Origin of the sequence: Paenibacillus sp. PK3_47, from assembly GCF_023520895.1 — a bacterium.
In the GTDB taxonomy this organism is placed as follows: domain Bacteria; phylum Bacillota; class Bacilli; order Paenibacillales; family Paenibacillaceae; genus Paenibacillus_AQ.
This window is the reverse complement of record NZ_CP026029.1, coordinates 5,691,289-5,708,717: the sequence shown is the minus strand read 5'-3', so window position 1 is coordinate 5,708,717 and position 17,429 is coordinate 5,691,289. Positions and strand designations below refer to the sequence as shown.

Genomic DNA, 17,429 nt, shown 5'->3' with positions numbered 1-17,429 from the left:
ATCAATATATAAGACTTCAGACCCATGTAGAATATCACTTCCATAATAGCAAGAAGGTGCGGCCCGGTGGCTTTGGAGTCATGGATTGATCTCATCATGTGCTTTATTTTGTTTCTATTATTCATATACATATTTGCTACCGTAACCATTACAAAATTGCATAAAGTCTATTTGCTCTTTCATTTTTCCATGATGGTATGGCCCTACTGCCAGTTCGCCATCAAAACCGTAGATGACCCTGTCTATCAGCTGTTTTATGTAAAGCTTGCCTTTGTGGATGCTTCGCTGCTGACCACCGGCTGGATCTTCTTCACAATCCTGCTGTCAGGCCAGTCGCAGTTTTTGAACCGGAAAATATTAATGCTGCTGTTCGTGCCGGCCTTTCTCTCCTCTTTGGGTGTAGTGCTGAATCCGAACGGCTGGTTCGTGCAGCCGGTTAACGGCGGATATGCCGAAAGAACTTATGGCCCGGTATTCTGGGTGAATATGCTGATTCTTATCATTCATGCCATCGTTTCATTCTATATTATTTACGTTGCGCTTGTCTCCGGGCAGGCCGGACGGATCAAAAATCAGATCATGAACATGCTCAAAGGGATCATAGCAGTCACTGTGTTCCTGATGCTTGATGTCTTTCTCAATGTGGTGCTGGACGATTTCCTGCCTGTTATTCCGGGCTTTACCTCGCTGGGCATTGTAGTATCAGCCATTTTCTTTATTGTTACCATTCACCAGGATAAAGTGTTTGATATTGTCACCATTGCCCATCAGGATATCATAGATACGATGGAATATGGAGTCCTGGTGCTCGATGATCATGAGAAAGTCATTGAAATCAATCAGGCCCTCTATCCGTACAGACATCTGACCATTGGTGACCGGTTTGAGATGGCCGCTTTTTTACCCGGAAATTCAGTCAGGATGGAACGTTTCCTGCATAAATACCGGGAGCGGCCGCATGAAATAGCTGAAATTGAACTGTTCCACCCCGGCATACAGCTCTTCATCAGCATTCATGCCGCACCAATCATGGTCAGCAATGTCAGGGTCGGACGGATAATCACATTCCAGGACATTACGGAACTCCGCCGGCTCATTGACGAGACCAATCAGCAGAATTCGATCCTGCAGGAACGCAACGCTTCCCTGATTAAAGTCCAGGAGGAGCTGTTCCAGAGCAACCGCAAACTGACGAAGATGGCGATTACCGACAGCCTGACCGGATGCTATAACCGTCATTATCTGACCCAGCAGCTGGAGCAGGAGGTCATCAGGAGCCGCGAGGTTGAAACCCCCTCAGCACTAATATTGCTGGATATCGATTACTTCAAGACGGTGAACGACCGTTACGGGCATTTGGCCGGTGATGCTGTAATTTGCAGTACGGTTGAGAGGCTTCAGGAGTCGTTAAGACCCGCTGATATTCTGGCCCGTTACGGCGGTGAAGAATTCATTATTTATTTACCGGACACCGATGAGCCGCAGGCGCTGCAGTTAGCAGAAATCTTCAAATCCGGCATTGAGACGAACCTGATAAACATCGAAAATGCGAAGCATCCTGTATCCGTAACCATTAGCATGGGGCTGCTGAGTATCCGCAGCTTCTCGGTCCCGGAACCTGAGGACGCCTCAGCTTATCTGAGCGATTTGTTCAAAACTGTAGACATAGCGCTCTATGAAGCCAAAAATCAGGGCCGCAACCGGATTGTTCCGGTCAGGAGATAGAGTGTATTGGCCCCAGTGAATCCTAAAGATCTGTCCGAATCCGTTTCGGGGGACAGGTCTTTATTTATTTTTGCCTAATACCGCCAATTCATTGATATCCAGCGAAAACACTTCTCTAAGCCCCTTCTCCCCCTCGGAAGTAATGCTGATAGCCCGTGACGCAGGGTGCCGCTGCACCCAATGCATTTCCAGCAGCTTTTCCAGAATGGCATTTCCTAATGCGCCGGCGAGATGGTGGCGTCTTTCGCTCCAGTCCAGACACTTGTGTGAGAACGACCGCTTTTTCTTCCTCACCTGCTCCAGGTCAATCAGAAGGTCTGTAAAAATCTTTTCCCCGTATCCGGTAACCTCATACCCTTCCAGTTCTTCACATAGAACACCGGTATTCAGGAGTGCCTTAGTCAATTGGACGCCCAGACTCCCCGCCAGGTGATCATAACAGGTTCGTGCATAACGGAGCGCTTGATCTTCTGCTGACTGCCGCAGCGACTTGATTTCAACCGGAGGCGCAAGGAACAATAAAGATTCCATCACCTGGGCAACTTGCTGATCCTTTATTCCGTAGTAGCGGTGCCTTCCTTGTTTTTCAACGGCAACTGCACCCGCCTGAACCATTTTTGCCAAATGGAAGCTTGCTGTCTGCGGCTGTATCCCTGCCATATAGGCGAGCTCGCCCGCTGCATGAAATCTTCCATCCATCAAAACAGATAAAATTACAGCCCGCGAATCTTCACTCACCAGAGCTGCAATCTGAGCCAGGTTTGAAGCGGTTTTCATTGTTGACACCCTCTTTGCATTCCATACTTCGATGATACTTGAACTATATGTATTATACAATTGGAGCAGAAAACATCAACAGGGGGAACTATTCCATGAATAATACGAACCAGCTGCCGCCATCAGAAATGATTAAACCCGCCATTCTGTACTACGGCACTCCGGTAATCCTGCTAAGCACTTTAAATGAAGACGGCACGGTAAATATCAGCCCGATCTCTTCCTCCTGGGCACTCGGAGACTGTATTGTGCTCGGACTGGGCATAGGCGGACAAGCGTTTCATAACCTGGAGCGGCACCCTGAGTGTGTAGTGAATATCCCGGGCCCTTCGCTTTGGAAAGAGGTGGAACGGCTGGCTCCGTATACCGGCAAATATCCTGTTCCGGAAGATAAGCAGCAATACGGTTTCACTTTTCTAAAAGATAAATTCGCCGCCAGCGGGCTAACGCCTGCTGCTTCAGTGACTGTAAAGCCGGCACGTATAGCCGAATGTCCGCTGCAAATCGAAGCCGCTGTGCTGAATATCCGGGTGCCGGAGCATTCTCCTGATTTTGCGGTCATAGAGGCCAGGGCAGTACAAGTGCATGCCCATAAGGATATTATTACTCACGGCAGTCATATCGATCCGCAAAAATGGAGTCCGCTGATCTATAATTTCCGTCATTACTTCGGCCTGGGGGATCAGCTGGGCAGAACGTTCAGGGCGGAAATCTGATTCTTTAAAGGGATTTTCTCCACTTAATTTCACCAATTTTCATTATTTATGCAGCTTAGCTGGAAAACCTCCATTTAATACGGCGTTTTTTCACCATTACGGGCGGATTGGGAATATATAAGTGGAGATTTTCCCGCTAGCATCCTGATTACATGAATAGATGAAGAAATAGCAGGAGAAATTCCACTTAGGTATAATCCTGCTCCCGGACCCGTGTAAGAAATCACGCAAAAAAGGGTCAAACCGCTGCCCAGGCAGACGGCTTAACCCCTTTTTAATTAATACTATTACACACCCTTATCGCTGCTGCCTTATTGTCCCATCATTCCCCCGTCTACTGTGTAAAGCGAAGCTGTTACGAATGAAGCTTCTTCAGACAGGAGGAAGTTCATTACGGCGGCTACCTCTTCAGGCTCTCCATAGCGTCCCATTGGCGTTGTAGCTTCATTGGCTGCTTTGAAGGAGTCTGCACTGCCGGAGTTGGTCTCGATTTTGCGCATCATTTGGGTGTTGATGGTGCCCGGGAGGACTGCATTGACACGAATGCCGAACGGTGCAAGCTCATTGGCCGTTACACGGGTCAGGCCTACAACCGCATGCTTGGACATAATGTATGGTGACATTCCCGAGGCTCCCATCAATCCTGCCAAGGAGGAAGTGTTGAGGATTGCGCCGGATTTTTGTTTTTTCATTACAGGGATCACATACTGCAGACCAAGGAAGACACCGCGCACATTGACGTTGTACACCATGTCAAGCGCTTTGACGCTGATCTCTTCCACTAGGCCTGAAGGACCTTCAATCCCGGCATTATTGGCAAAATAATCGATGGTTCCGAATTTCTCCACGGCTTTGTCCACGTAGTTCTTCACATCTTCTTCTCTGGATACATCAGCTGTGACAGCCAGAGAGTTGGAATCGTCCAGTCCCAGCTCACGGATCACCTGCTGAATGGCTTCCCCATTCATCATAATTTAAGATATAGTTGAAAAAGCGACATTCGGATTCGGCATGTTACCTCTTTATTATTAATTTGAACATTCCATGTCCTATTGTTTACTTAAATTTTTAATCATTGGCACTCTTTTTCTCATTGGAGCCTAATGGTTATAATAAAATGACAAATATCGTGGAGGAAGATGGCCTTGGAACGGGAAGAAGAATTGAACAGAGCAGTGCGGAGAACCCGGCAGGCTTTGAAGGCAGCCTTCATGGAGCTGATCCTGGAAAAGGGATATGATGCGGTTACCATTATGGATATCTCCGTGCGTGCGGACTACAACCGGGGGACCTTTTACAAGCATTTTGTGAGCAAGGAAGATCTGCTGAAGGATATTCATGATGATTTTCTGCGGAATTTTGCGGAGACACTGCTTAAGCCTTATGAAGGCATGCAGCAGATTAAAGCTACCATGATTTTTCCCTCTGCCCTGCAGCTGTTTCAGCATATAGAAGACCATAAAAAAGACTTTCTGGCGCTCTCTTCCGTGCAGCGCGGCAAAATTGCCGCCATGCTGTATGATACTTTGCGGAATTCCATGCGTGAAGATATGCATATTGAAATGGAAGAGGCCGGCACGCCTCTGGATTATGAAATTATGCTGAGCTACCGGATGTCCGCAACCGTCGGTGTCATTCTGTATTGGGCGGAGACGCATTTCAAATATTCGGCAGCGTATATGGCAGAGCAGCTGATTGCGCTGATTAACAGCAGAATGGATAACATTATATTCAAAAATAAATAATGCCGCTTAAAATAAACAGGCGATGGCCCGTCAGTCCGGTACACGGAACAACGGCCCCTCGCCTGTATTAATTTACATATAAATGTCTACAACAGTTGTTTCTGCAGTGCGGAGACGTTCAACGTCCTCCCGCTTGATGCGCAGGCCTCCAAGGCGGTAAGGATTATCGATCCGCTCAGCCTGAACCTCATGGCCGTTGACCTTAACAGAGCGGAGTGTCCCTTCAGTCCCCTCTGCATAGTGATAAACAAACGCTGCCGGGGAACCTCCGTATTCAAAATCAAAGCGGGTGCCGTCCAGCTCATCCGGCAGTACAGGGTCAATGATCAAATCTCCCGCATCCTCACGGATTCCCAGAACATTGGAGATCAGCTGGTTCATATAGATCCCCGGACCGCTGGAGTAGATTCTCCAGCCGCCCTTGACCGCAACCGATCCGTCGCGCAGTTCACCGAACCGCTGCTGGGCCTCATAACGGCTTGCAAATTTGCCGTCCGAGCTGCTGAAGTACGCGTTGCTCTGACGCAGCTCGGCATTAGGTACCGCATCACGGATGCCTACAGGGTTGATGGTCGCCAGACCCTTCCATACCTGATCACGTTTGCCGATCTTCGCCATAGCCTCTACAAAGCGGATATGCGCATGCACATATTGCAGGCCGATCTCGCGTCCAAAATTAGCCGCCTGCTCCGCACGTTTGAAGTGCATGCTGACACCGCCGGCGTACTGTGCCGGATGGTTCATCAGCCGTACGCCGTCCGGGCACAGGAACTGCTCAAGAATCAGCTCATAATGGGCTTCCATCTGCTCCGGAGTGAGCAGTTCACCGATCATGCTGCGCGTCATCGGCAGCAGACGGTATTGAATGCCTGTCTCTTTATCTTCAGGATGCAGCATCAGCTTGGCATGCTCAGGGTCTTCAAAGTACAGGAAGCCTGGAATGACATCTGTTCCCAGCATATAACGGTTGAAGTCATTTTTGATGCCTTCAGCCATTCCGCGCAGCTCTTCAGACCAGGCGCTGTCTGTATCCTGCAGCACTCCGGACAGGCCAAGCACCGTTTGATAAGTCAGGGCTACGGTCCAGCTGCTGACCATGTACTGCTTCAGCTGTGCATTTGCGGGCTGGAGCGTATCATCCCAGTCACCGTCTCCATAAGAGGACAAATAAGTATCATGCAGGAAATGGGACTTGATATATTCCAGCTCTTTGATGGCATGCTCGCGGACGGTTGCTGCCGATTCCGTGAAATCAAAGGTATGCTTGCGGGTGTATGGAACTTTCTCGTCCAGCACAGCAAAGTCACGTGTTGCCCGTAAGTAATCACCCAGCACTTTAAGCGGCCAGACAATAATATCGCCATGGCTCTCTTCCTGCTGTATAGCGGCATATTTATCGAACATGAACCACTGCGGCCAGCTGCCGTCATCCTCATACTGGTGGGCGAATACAGTCAGCATAATTTCCCGGACCTGTTCGTATTTATGCGTAGCCAGGAAATATTCCACAGGTCCCTGGCAGACGTCACGGGTGCCCCAGGCTGCCCCGCCGTACTGCTCCAGGCCGTGCGGCACGGAGTAATGTACCAGCATATTATGGGTGTACCACCAGGCAAGCGCATTGACCTTGAACAGTTCCTCTTCACCGCCGCTGTCTTTGGTCAGCCTGAACCCGTTCATCACGCCTGAGAAGAACTTCCGGTACTCCGCAGCCTCCGAAGCAAAATCCAATATAACCGGCGGACGTTCTTTACCGTCCAGCTGTCCCTGGATCGTCAAGCTCCATTCAGCACTCTCCTCCAGTTCAAGTACAGCAAGCGAGGCGCTTCCTGAAGCCGGCCCATCTAAAAGCAAACTTTCATCGCCAAGGCGGTACCCGGCCCCCTCCAGCGTCATCCGGTAAGCCAGCTCCGGATAGACCTTCGCACTTGTTCCGCTGTCATGTGCCTGGAAGGTCAATACACCTTCAGCATTTTGTGATAAGCGGTATGGAATTTCGTATTCAGCCACATTCATCGTCACCTGGTTAGTGACCAGGAAGCGGTATGCTTTCCCTTGGGCCGAACGGACCGTAAGTTTTACTTCCGGAGCATCTGCAGCTGTATAATTGGTAATTACCAGGGTATCTGCAGCCGTCTTATAATGCCAGCGGACATAATTAAAGCCGATTTCAAACAGCGAAGGCATGGTCAGCAAGCGGTATTGTCCATCCGCTTCCACATAAATCCGCTGCCCGGAGGTTTTGTATACATTCAGCGCATTGCGGGCATTGGAGAGCATTTTGTTAAAGTTGGTATTTCCTGTGACCACCTGGGAATTGAAGATCCCGTACATATAGGATGTCGTAGTCATTACTTCTGCACCGAGCTGTGCATTGTCACCACTCATCAGAATATGTCCATGCGGACGTTCAACAAGCAGCTCCTTGCTCTTCAGGACAATATGCTCATAGGTGTCTGTAAAGAAAGCAAGCAGCTTCCCGCCTTCCCGTTCTTCCTGCTGTCTGTCCGGGAACAGCCTGTTAAGCTCCTCCCCGGAGAATTCCTCCGTCTGCAGCGGCTCACCGATCCGGGAAGACAGCGATATTTTGTCCAGCCAGCTTCCGTCTGGGGTTACCGGTCCAAGACCAAGTGTATACTCACGGGCATCCTTAAGCTCCGCTTCATACTCCAGCTCTGTAACCGCTGCAGGGTGATTGTCACGGAACAGGCCGTAAAAGACAAAGTGTGCCTTACCATTCAGCATGCTCTTTTCTGTCTGAAGCGCCGTATAAGCGAACTCATATTGATAAACTTCGCTTGCAAGCTTCTCCTGGTACAGCGCCTCCGGTCTGTCCGTCTCCTTGTAGCTAAGTCCGAAGAACTGGAAGCCATCTGTTGAAAAACCGGTAGCACCGGTCAGCGATCCCTGCTGAAGATAAGGAAATTTACCGTCCTGCGGCTGATTCTGGCGTGAACATACTGCATAACCATAATCACTGTGTTCAAAGACAGCATGGTCAATATAGTGTGACAAATAAGCTTCATTACTGGTTACCGCTCCAGGAGAGGCGATACCGACATCCTGAGTATAGATCAGGTCGAGCTCTACGCCCGAACCTTCAACGGTTACATCCCAGAACCAGATGCCATTGCCGGCCAGTGTGAATACTACCCGATAAGCAACTGGCTCGTGCAGACCCGGAGTTTCCGGACCTGCAGGAATTTCCCCCTGCCATACCAGACGGTCCCCATCCTGACGGAAACGGCTGCCTGATTTCACCCCGAGCAGCGGTACCGCATGGATTCCCTGAGGCAAATGCAACCTTGCATAAATATTGCCGGGAGCTCCGTCCAGCGCGTTCGACAACAGCTGGTTAATCATCATTTTACCGCCAAAAGCCTGGTAGAGATCTCCGCTCTGCAAAAATGTAAATGTTAAGTTTCCATTCTGAAGTGACACTTTGGAACCTGTTAAAGTTGTCATGCTTCTCACTTCCTTATCTGATGCGGCTAAGATCCGCTATTTTGAGTACTTGTTATTTTACTAAAGTGAACCGGGCTTCCCGGACATCACGGCTGCTTGCACCGACATAAAGAATAAATTCGCCGCGGTCACTGCGGATTGTCATATCACTGTGGTGGTAGCGGAGAAGCGTTTCATCAATGCGAAAGACAACTTCACTGCTTTCTCCGGGGTCAAGCTCAATCTGGCGGAAGCCTTTGAGCTCCTTCACCGGACGGACAACCTGGCCTGCAATGTCGCATACATAGAGCTGCACCGTTTCGGTTCCGGCTCTTAAGCCTGTATTCTTTACCGTAATTTTGACCTCAAGCGGTGTGTCAGCTGTCAGCACCTCTGATGATAACGTCAGGTCTTCATATTCGAACGTGGTATAGCTTAGTCCAAAACCGAAAGGCAGCAGCGGCTCATTGGGAATATCAATATACTTGGAAATATAACGGTTCTCTGTCTCTTGCTCCGGTTTGGGGCGGCCGGTACGGAAAGAATTATAATAGACTGGAATTTGTCCCACGGAATACGGGAAGGACATGGAAAGACGTCCCGAAGGATTTACTTTTCCATATAGAATATCCGCCAGCGCCGCACCGCCTTCGCTTCCGGGGAACCAGGCTTCCAGCACGGCATCTGCCTGATCGTATACCCCGTGCAGATCCAGCGGACGGCCGTTAAAGAGAACAACGGCCAACGGCTTGCCCAGCTCTTTCATGGACCGGATCAGCTCAAGCTGTGCCTCCGGCAGCTTGATGTTGCTGCGGCTGCCGCCTTCACCGCTCATATCCGAGGATTCGCCCACCGCCAGCACAATAACATCCGCCTTCGCCGCGGTCTTGCGCGCTTCGTTCAGCTGATCTTCACTGATGGAGTCAATCCCCGAACCTTCAGCAATAACTATATGGCTCGGATTGCCGCTGGCTGCTTTCATGGCATCCCCAAGCTTTACAGCCGTTTCCTTGGAACCCGTCCAGGACCACCAGCCCAGAATATCGCCACTATTCGCAAAAGGGCCAATCAGTGAGACACGCTGCCCGGGTTCAAGCGGCAGAACGCCCTCATTTTTCAGCAGCACGCTTGATTTCTCGGCCAGCTTTCTGGCCACCTGCCGGTGCTCTCCGCAGAATACGATCTCCTTCTCTGCAGCAGGATCTGCTCCGCGCATCGGATTCTCGAAAAGGCCCAGGCTCTCTTTAAGCTCCAGAATACGCAGCACTGCTTCATCGATCAATTTCTCGTCTACCAGGCCTTCCTGTACCAGTTCAGGCAGATGATTGATATAGCTGGTTGTCATCATGTCGATGTCTACACCAGCCTGGATAGCCTGCAATGCCGCTTCCTTATCGTCTTCTGCAGCGCCATGCGCTACCATTTCCTTAATGGAAGCCCAGTCAGATATGATGACTCCGTCGAAGCCCCATTCTTTACGGAGAATTTCACGCAGCAGCTTGCGGTTCCCTGTAGCCGGGATGCCGTCAACAATATTGAACGAGGTCATCACCATCTTGACCCCCGCGTCCACGGCTGCTTTATAGGCGGGCAGGTAATATTCACGCAGCTGACGCTCTGACAGATCAACGGTATTGTAGTCCCGGCCGCCCTCCGCCAGCCCGTAAGCTGCAAAGTGCTTCACACAGGCCGCAACGCGCGTCAAATCATTTCTCAGATCATCGCCTTGAAACCCATGCACGAAGGCCTCGGCAAACAACCCGTTCAGATAAGTATCCTCTCCCGTTGATTCCATCACCCGGCCCCAGCGCGGATCCCGGACCAGATCCACCATAGGGGCAAAGGTTACATGAAGACCGGAAACTGCCGCTTCACGTGCAGCCACTTCAGCGCTTTGCCCGGCAAGCTCCAGATTCCAGGAACTGCCGATGGCGAGCGGAATAGGAAAAATCGTTTTGAACCCATGTACGATATCCGCCATAAAGAGCAGCGGAATGCCATGCCGGTCGTTCTCCAGATGGGCTTTCTGTACGGCCATCATCTTCTCGGCGCCGGCAACACCGAGTACAGAGCCTGCGCTCCGCAGGGTTTCGTACTGTATTCCCAGTTCTTCCATCGGGCCGGTAATTTCAGAATGCTCTCCCGGCTTATCGAAAAAAGGAGCTGCCAGCTGCAGGAGCTGGGCTGTTTTTTCTTCCAGTGTCATGTTCTTGACGTATTTGTTGTACAGATGATTGGTCATCTCCATGCCTCCCCCAAGAAAAACGAAACGTTTCTATCCATTATTTTCTTTATATATAAGGCTTTATCATTAATTATTTTTACTAATATCATAAACGTTTCACTTTGTTTCGATGGAAATTCGCTTCCTTTATTCATTCAAAGGAAGCTTACAGCGGCAGCCAGTCCAGCATCCGCCGCGTCTGCCTGTCCCAATAGCCCCATTCATGCTCTCCAGGCCCTTCCTCATACGTTATCTGCAATCCGGCAGCTGAGGCATGCTTAAGAAACCTCCGGTTCCCTTCGTACAGAAAATCTTCTGTGCCGCAGCACTGATAGAGCAGGGGCCGGTCAGCTGATGCCGCAGCATCCGCCAGAGCAAACAGATCATCCCTGCTCCCTGCAAGCTCCGCACCGGAACCAAATATCCGCTGGATTTCCCCCGGGTGAAAGCCGTTCGGGCCGTTAACACGGCCGACGATATCCAATCCGCCGGAAAGACTGGCTGCTGCAGCATAATTCTCCGGACATCTCAGCGCCAGCTTGAAGGCTCCATATCCGCCCATGGAGATGCCGGCGGCAAAGGTATCTTCTCTGCGGCCGGAAATTGGAAAGATCCTTTTGACCAGTTCCGGCAGCTCCCGGCTTAGATAAGTGAAATAGGCTCCGCCCTGCTTCATGTCCATATAATAGCTGCGGTCGGCACGGGGCAGAATAAGCACCAGCCCCTTCTCTTCGGCATAACGTTCCACCGCTGACTGGCGTGTCCATTCCGTATGGTCGCCGCCCAGACCGTGCAGCAGATAGAGCACAGGAAGCTTGCCGCCGCGCTTATGGCCAGGCTGCGCATTCAGCGGTACAACGGCATTCACTTCTGTCGACATGCCCAGGATTTCCGAGAATAACGACATTTGAATAAAGGCCACGTCTGTTCATCTCCAAGTTAACTGAGTGGGTTGACTGATTTGCGTTCAACCAGATTAATTTTGAGCTTATAGAAATCATTGACCGGGTCACCGTTCAGCTTCTGGAACAGCAGATGTCCGGCCAGCGAACCGGATTCATACATCGGCTGGTGAATCGTTGTCAGCGGCGGTTGAATATACTCAGCCAGCTGGATATCATCAAAGCCGATGACCGAAATATCTCCAGGAACAGATACTCCGCCTTCTTCCAGCGCCTTCATCCCGCCGACCGCCATTTCATCATTGCCGTAGAATACGGCCGAAGGCAGTTCCCCCTGCATCAGCATCATTTTGGTCGCTTTATATCCGCCTTCACGGATAAAATTTCCGCTTAATCTCCATTTTGTCTTCTCTTCAAGCCCGGCTTCACGCATGGCCCGCTGGAACCCCTGATAACGCAATGTGTTATCGTAGGAATTGGCCGGTCCGCTGATATAAGCGATCGAGCTGTGGCCTTTTTCAATCAGGTAACGGGTTGCGGTATAGCCCCCCAGCTCACCGTCAACCATAACATTGATCAGGCCCTCCCCGGAAATGATCCGGTCCATCACGACGATCGGAAAACGTTCACCGGCCGCAGCCGTCAGAATTTCGTCCGAGATATTGTGGGCAAGCACGATTGCACCGTCAACTCTTTTTTCAAGCAAAAACCTGACGGCAGTCGAATCCTTGCCTCCCATGGAGCTGCAGGCAATGAGATCAAAACTATTGGACAATGCAACATCCTGTATACTTCGGATCAGCTCCGAGTAATAAGGACCCGAAAGATCGGTCAAGATAAGGGCAATGGTGTTCGTCCGGCTCCGTTTCAAATCCATGGCAAATCCATTTTTTTGATAGTTCAGCTCTCTTGCCGCTGCCAGCACCTTCTCTTTAGTCTTTGCACTGACCTTGCTGTCTCCACTCATCGCATATGAAGCTGTAGATAATGCTACTCCAGCCAGCTTCGCCACATCCTTGATCGTTGCCATACTGCATTTCAACCCTTCCCCATCCGCATTTTGCTTCTATTAATTATTTCATCCCTGAGATCGTATATCCTTCTATAATATGTTTCTGGAAGAAGATAAAGATAATAACAATCGGGACGACCATGAACGCGGCTCCGGCCATTTGCAGACCGAATGCTGTACCGTATTGGCCTTTGAGGAGCGACAAACCGACTGACAGCGTATAGAGCCTCTCATCATTGGCAATAATCAGCGGCCACAGGAAGCTGTTCCATGCCCCGATAAAGGTCAGAATGCCCTGAACGGCAAATACCGGCTTCACTATAGGCACCATCAGCTGGAAAAAGATCCGCAGCTCACCGGCTCCATCCAGTCTGGCGGCTTCCAGCAGGTCCATCGGAATCGTAGTCATGAATTGACGGAACAGGAAGATCGCAAAGGCCCCGACGAGACCCGGCAGCACGATACCTGCCATGGTATTGACCAGCCCCATCTGATTGATGATCAGGTAGGTTGGAATCATCGTCACCTGACCCGGGATCATCATCGTCCCCAGAATAATGTAGAAAAATTTATTGCGGCCCGGAAAATCGAATTTGGCAAACGCATATCCGGCCATTGCATTAAGAAACAGCCCCGCAAATGAACACAATACGATAATGAGCGTATTTTTCAGATAGACTAAAAAGTCCATTTTCACAAATAAATCCCGGTAGTTATTGAATGTAGGATTTTCCGGAAAAAGAGCGGGCGGTATCACCGTAAACTCATTCTCAGGTTTAAACGATGAGCCCAGCATCCATATAAACGGCACCATCATCAGAAGTCCTCCAATGACGAGCAGCGTAATCATAATTGCTTTTTCTATTCCCTTCGCTTTAAGCGTCATGCTCGTTCCTCCTTCTAAACTGCTGGCTGCAAGGACCAGGCTTAGTATTCTACTTCTTTCTTTTTGACCGCGAATTGGATCAGGGTCGCAATAATAATGATGATGAACAGTACGAAGGAACCTGATGCCGCATAGCCGAATTTACTTAGCTGGAACCCGTTATTATAGATAAAGAGCGCCATGGACATCGTCGCATTCAGCGGTCCGCCTTTGGTCATCACCAGCGGTTCTTCGAAGAACTGAATCCAGCCGATCAGGGTCGTAATGGTCACAAAGAAAGTAGCGAATCCAAGCAAAGGAACAGTGATAAAGCGCAGTTTCTTCCAGCCGGTTGCCCCGTCAATTTCAGCCGCCTCATAATAGGAGCGGGGAATTCCCTGCAGTGCCGCCAGGAAAATAATCATATTGAGACCGATCGACTTCCAGAAAGCCAGCAGAATCAGCGAGAGCTTGGCAAGTGCCGGATCCTGAAGCCACTGCTGTGCAGGAAGGCCGAACCAGGAGAGGATATAGTTGAACAAACCGTACGTTCCGTTGTACAGATAGCCCCAAACTACAGCCACGGCGACAATGTTGGTAATGGAAGGCATGTAATAAATGACCCGGAAGCTTTTGAATAACCAGCCGGTTCCATAGTTCAGCAGCATCGCCACCCCCATGGAAGCTACGACGACCAGCGGTACACCGATAACCACGTAGATCATAGTGTTATACATCGACTTCAGGAATACCGGATCTTTGAAAATATCTATATAGTTGCTGATTCCCACACCGTTAATATTTGAATAATCCGCAAGCCCGACCAAATCCATGTCTGTAAAGCTGATCACCAGTGCAATGATAATCGGAATGATGGAGAATAAAGTCAGCAGGATTACCGCAGGCGCGATAAACAGATACGGATATTTATGCTTGTTCCACGCCTTCACAAATGAACTCACTTGCAATCACACCCTTTCGCATTCTTTCCACGCCCCGCTATGCGGAACGTTATACAAACGTAATGCCGGAACCTCACATTAAGGAGAGAGATCCCGGCACCCGCCTGACAATTAATCAATGATTATTTGTTGCCGAGAAGTTCATTTGCTTTGTCGTTCAGCTTATCCAGCTCGGTTTGTGTATCTGCACCGCCAATAGTAATCTGTTCAAAGGAAGCCATAGCTGCCTGTGCGATTTCCTCATACTCTCTTACGGTTGGAGCCGGACGCGTATTTTCAAGCTGTTCACCAAAAGCGGCAATCATCGGATCGGAGAGCGCTTCATTGTCCCAGGCGGCCTTGAGTGCAGGCATGGAGTTCGAAGTTTCGTAGTATTTCAGCTGAGCTTCCTGTTCAGCCATAAAAGCAATGAACTTGGCAGCCTCATCCTGGTTTTTGCTGTAGCTGAAGATGGACAAGTCAGCGCCGCCGATGGAGGAAGTATTGGTTTCTTTGGCAGGCAGTGTAGTTACAGCCCATTTACCGTCAATCTCCGGAGCCTTTTCTTTAACCGTCTGAATCATCCAAGGACCGCTGATGAACATAGCCATTGTGCCGTCTTTAAATGCGGATACTGTATCCAGGTCCGTTCCTTTCGGGGACAGCCCTTCGTCATAGAAGCTTTTCAGGAAATCTACCATTTCCACATAAGCGGGCTGGTTGAACTGTGGCTGACGGTTGCTGTCGATGATGTCACTGCCGTTCTGCCAGGCAAAAATAGCCGGGTAAATCGTGTCTTTACCTTCAATCGGCAAAGCGTAATGACCTGGGCCGCCTTTTTCAACCAGCTTTCTGCTCGCATCCTTCAGCTCATCCCATGTCTTTGGACCTTCGGGATAACCGACTTCAGCAAGCAGATCTGTACGGTAGTACATGGCGCGTGTCTCTACATAGAAAGGAACCGCTACCGTCTGATCTTCATATTTCGTAGTCTGAACGGCACCGTCAAAGAAGTTTTCCGCTTTCATGCTTGGATATTGCTCGATGTATGGAGTCATGTCTGCCAGTGCTCCGGCAGCTGCAAATTCAGGAATCCAGGTGGTACCCATTTGAACAACGTCAGGACCGTTCTTGGAGGCTACCGCAGTCAGAAGTTTGTCATGTGCAGTATCCCAAGGAATGGCTTGTACATCTACAGTGATGCCGGGATTCTGTTCCTCGTACATATCGGCGATCGGATCTACCGTATCGGACGTACCCATGAACCATACCTTCAGTGTCTTGTTATCTCCCGATGCCGATTCGCTGGAGTTGTTGCCGCAGCCTGCTGCAATCAGAGAAAAGCTTGTTAATAAGGCCAGCATTGAAATACCTGTTTTTTTGTTCATTCTTCTGTCACCCCTGGTTTTAGTGTGAGCCAAGCTCATAAATAATATGTTTGAAGCCCTTTCTTCGAAACGTTTCGATTATATTCGAAAAAAAATTTCGAGCACTCATGTTAGAAATAAGTACGTTTTCATAGACTCAAAAGGCTTTTGCAGGCGATTCATAGCGCTAAGAAACTACTTTTCAACATTTTCTCGACAATAGTATCTAATATTCCGAAAGAGTTTGGCTTTTTAAATACCATTAACTCGAATCGTTTCGATAAATGTATTATAGTGCTAGATGTTAACGATTTCAAGTCTCCATGCTAAAAAAATCTTTTTTGCGTCCAGTAAAATCACTAATTGTAAGTAACTGTATATATTTTATCCAGCTGACTTCCCTGATTGGAAAATGCATACTAAAAAGGCACCTGGAAATGAATCCCGGGGCCTCTTCGGGTGAATGCATTTATTGCAGCTTACTTCCGGTAACCGCGTGTCAGGCAATGATGCCGCTATACCTGCCGGCCGTAGACCTTGCCTTCTTTTATCGTCTGCACTTCATACATATTGACCGTTGTGCTTAGAATAAACTCCGGTTTCTCCTGGCCTCTGCTGTTCTTGTGCCCCTGAATATGAGCGTCACTTTTCTCCCAGTTCTTCCAGGCCTCCTCCGATTCCCAGCGGATCAGGATTAACACTTCCTCGGATTCCTTGCTCTTCTTATTCAAAGCTACACTAATGTCGATCAGTCCCGGCATTTCTTCCAAAACACCCGGTGCGCTGAACCGCTCAATAACCTTGCCGCTGTTCCCTTTTTCTACAACGATGGATCTCGTCTGCACAAACACTGTTCATTCCTCCTGAGTGCCCGAAGCTGTAATTATTCTGCAACCCCTGTTAGGCATAGTATTTAAAGTAAATCATCCCCTTCTATTCTAATTGATAATCGTTATCATTGCTAGTCCTGTCCTAATTCAGAATTTCTATCCTGATCTCTTCTTCGTTAGTTCCGGTTCCGGTTTTAAAGACCAAGTCGAGAGATTCTGGATGATCCAGCATATTGCTGCTGAACATTTTTTTGAAACTGTCTTTCATGCCCTCACCAAAAGAGGCCGGGAGAGGCCGGTTCCCTGCTTTGGTCTCCGCTACAATCTCTGCCGTGTAATTGCTGTCCAAAATCTCATGGCCTGCCTCGCGCTGGTATCCGGAAGGATTCTTTAAGGTAACCGTTGCTGTAATCAGCAGTGGAGACAGTTCAACCTCAGTCAGCACCACCTCATGGCCATCCAGCTCAAACGTTTGGTCCGGATACACCCCCTTGTTGCTGCTTCCTTGAACTTCCCATCCAGTGTGAAGCTGATCTCCAGATTCGGCGAGTAATGCATGTCACCGATAATGGTTCCGGTCTTGGGGTCTTCCATTTTGCCGGGATCGACAGATGCTATCCGGAATTCAGCGGCCAGCTGAGCGGGAAAAGGCTGGCTTCTGTCCAGCATCACGTGGCCCCGGCCGTACCTTTTATGATAATTATCCTGACCATCGACCAACTGGTGGGCTCCTATGCCCCGCTGTTCTGAAACTCGCGGCCGATACTGGAATGCAGAAGCCGTGCCCTGACGACACTGTAGATTTCCTGTTCTGGGTAAGGGCCTAAATGGCTTTATTTTTCGAAACATTGATTTGCTAATTGTACTCGAAAAACCGAGTA

At 49.5% G+C, this 17,429-nt stretch carries 15 protein-coding genes; 3 read left to right on the top strand and 12 right to left on the bottom strand.

Annotated elements, in window-relative coordinates; genetic code table 11:
• Positions 1-96: 96 nt before the first annotated feature.
• Positions 97-1,725: a histidine kinase N-terminal 7TM domain-containing diguanylate cyclase gene (locus C2I18_RS24835; RefSeq protein WP_249902229.1), complete on the top strand. Its 1,629-nt coding sequence runs from the start codon at positions 97-99 to the stop codon at positions 1,723-1,725.
• A gap of 60 nt (positions 1,726-1,785) precedes the next feature.
• Here C2I18_RS24835 and C2I18_RS24830 read toward each other — a convergent pair whose 3' ends face one another.
• A complete protein-coding gene (locus tag C2I18_RS24830) occupies positions 1,786-2,502 on the bottom strand; it encodes an ArsR/SmtB family transcription factor (protein ID WP_249898390.1) in 717 nt (238 codons plus the stop codon).
• A 95-nt stretch (positions 2,503-2,597) separates the two neighbouring features.
• On the opposite strand from C2I18_RS24830, the gene C2I18_RS24825 reads away from it, so the two are divergent.
• Positions 2,598-3,218 carry a flavin reductase family protein gene (locus tag C2I18_RS24825; protein WP_249898389.1) on the top strand — a complete coding sequence of 207 codons (621 nt, stop codon included), beginning with the start codon at positions 2,598-2,600 and terminating at the stop codon, positions 3,216-3,218.
• Positions 3,219-3,529: 311 nt separating this feature from the next.
• Here the strand turns inward: C2I18_RS24825 and C2I18_RS24820 are convergent, their stop codons facing one another.
• Positions 3,530-4,189, bottom strand: coding sequence for an SDR family NAD(P)-dependent oxidoreductase (locus tag C2I18_RS24820; protein ID WP_249898388.1), 660 nt, complete (start codon positions 4,187-4,189; stop codon positions 3,530-3,532).
• Between the two features lie 192 nt (positions 4,190-4,381).
• Here C2I18_RS24820 and C2I18_RS24815 point away from each other — a divergent pair, with 192 nt between their 5' ends.
• On the top strand, positions 4,382-4,963 hold the full coding sequence (locus tag C2I18_RS24815) for a TetR/AcrR family transcriptional regulator (protein ID WP_249898387.1): 582 nt from the start codon (positions 4,382-4,384) through the stop codon (positions 4,961-4,963).
• Positions 4,964-5,035: 72 nt separating this feature from the next.
• Here the strand turns inward: C2I18_RS24815 and C2I18_RS24810 are convergent, their stop codons facing one another.
• The 10 genes from C2I18_RS24810 to C2I18_RS24765 form a co-directional block, all read right to left on the bottom strand.
• Complete coding sequence (locus C2I18_RS24810) at positions 5,036-8,428, bottom strand: GH36-type glycosyl hydrolase domain-containing protein (RefSeq protein WP_249898386.1); 3,393 nt, start codon at positions 8,426-8,428, stop codon at positions 5,036-5,038.
• A gap of 52 nt (positions 8,429-8,480) precedes the next feature.
• A complete protein-coding gene (gene bglX / locus C2I18_RS24805) occupies positions 8,481-10,649 on the bottom strand; it encodes a beta-glucosidase BglX (protein WP_249898385.1) in 2,169 nt (722 codons plus the stop codon).
• Between the two features lie 148 nt (positions 10,650-10,797).
• Entirely contained in the window at positions 10,798-11,553 is a 756-nt protein-coding gene (locus C2I18_RS24800) for an alpha/beta hydrolase (RefSeq protein WP_249898384.1), read from the bottom strand.
• A gap of 17 nt (positions 11,554-11,570) precedes the next feature.
• Complete coding sequence (locus C2I18_RS24795; protein ID WP_249898383.1) at positions 11,571-12,563, bottom strand: LacI family DNA-binding transcriptional regulator; 993 nt, start codon at positions 12,561-12,563, stop codon at positions 11,571-11,573.
• A 43-nt stretch (positions 12,564-12,606) separates the two neighbouring features.
• Positions 12,607-13,431 (bottom strand): carbohydrate ABC transporter permease, encoded by an 825-nt coding sequence (locus tag C2I18_RS24790; protein ID WP_249898382.1) that lies wholly within the window; start codon positions 13,429-13,431, stop codon positions 12,607-12,609.
• A gap of 41 nt (positions 13,432-13,472) precedes the next feature.
• A complete protein-coding gene (locus C2I18_RS24785) occupies positions 13,473-14,372 on the bottom strand; it encodes a carbohydrate ABC transporter permease (protein ID WP_249898381.1) in 900 nt (299 codons plus the stop codon).
• Between the two features lie 122 nt (positions 14,373-14,494).
• Positions 14,495-15,739, bottom strand: a complete 1,245-nt coding sequence (locus C2I18_RS24780) for a sugar ABC transporter substrate-binding protein (protein ID WP_249898380.1) — start codon at positions 15,737-15,739, stop codon at positions 14,495-14,497.
• A gap of 494 nt (positions 15,740-16,233) precedes the next feature.
• Positions 16,234-16,569, bottom strand: coding sequence for an antibiotic biosynthesis monooxygenase (locus C2I18_RS24775; RefSeq protein ID WP_249898379.1), 336 nt, complete (start codon positions 16,567-16,569; stop codon positions 16,234-16,236).
• 121 nt (positions 16,570-16,690) lie between these two features.
• Positions 16,691-17,035 (bottom strand): hypothetical protein, encoded by a 345-nt coding sequence (locus C2I18_RS24770; protein ID WP_249898378.1) that lies wholly within the window; start codon positions 17,033-17,035, stop codon positions 16,691-16,693.
• Entirely contained in the window at positions 16,987-17,268 is a 282-nt protein-coding gene (locus C2I18_RS24765) for a hypothetical protein (protein WP_249898377.1), read from the bottom strand. Before C2I18_RS24765 ends, C2I18_RS24770 begins: the two co-directional genes overlap by 49 nt.
• Between the last annotated feature and the right edge of the window lie 161 nt (positions 17,269-17,429).

Bases quoted from the DNA above. Each gene is read 5' to 3' on its own strand.
- C2I18_RS24835 (WP_249902229.1), top strand. From the start codon at position 97: ATGTGCTTTATTTTGTTTCTATTATTCATATACATATTTGCTACCGTA.
- C2I18_RS24830 (WP_249898390.1), bottom strand. From the start codon at position 2,502: ATGAAAACCGCTTCAAACCTGGCTCAGATTGCAGCTCTGGTGAGTGAA.
- C2I18_RS24825 (WP_249898389.1), top strand. From the start codon at position 2,598: ATGAATAATACGAACCAGCTGCCGCCATCAGAAATGATTAAACCCGCC.
- C2I18_RS24820 (WP_249898388.1), bottom strand. From the start codon at position 4,189: ATGATGAATGGGGAAGCCATTCAGCAGGTGATCCGTGAGCTGGGACTG.
- C2I18_RS24810 (WP_249898386.1), bottom strand. From the start codon at position 8,428: ATGACAACTTTAACAGGTTCCAAAGTGTCACTTCAGAATGGAAACTTA.
- bglX (WP_249898385.1), bottom strand. From the start codon at position 10,649: ATGACCAATCATCTGTACAACAAATACGTCAAGAACATGACACTGGAA.
- C2I18_RS24795 (WP_249898383.1), bottom strand. From the start codon at position 12,563: ATGGCAACGATCAAGGATGTGGCGAAGCTGGCTGGAGTAGCATTATCT.
- C2I18_RS24790 (WP_249898382.1), bottom strand. From the start codon at position 13,431: ATGACGCTTAAAGCGAAGGGAATAGAAAAAGCAATTATGATTACGCTG.
- C2I18_RS24780 (WP_249898380.1), bottom strand. From the start codon at position 15,739: ATGAACAAAAAAACAGGTATTTCAATGCTGGCCTTATTAACAAGCTTT.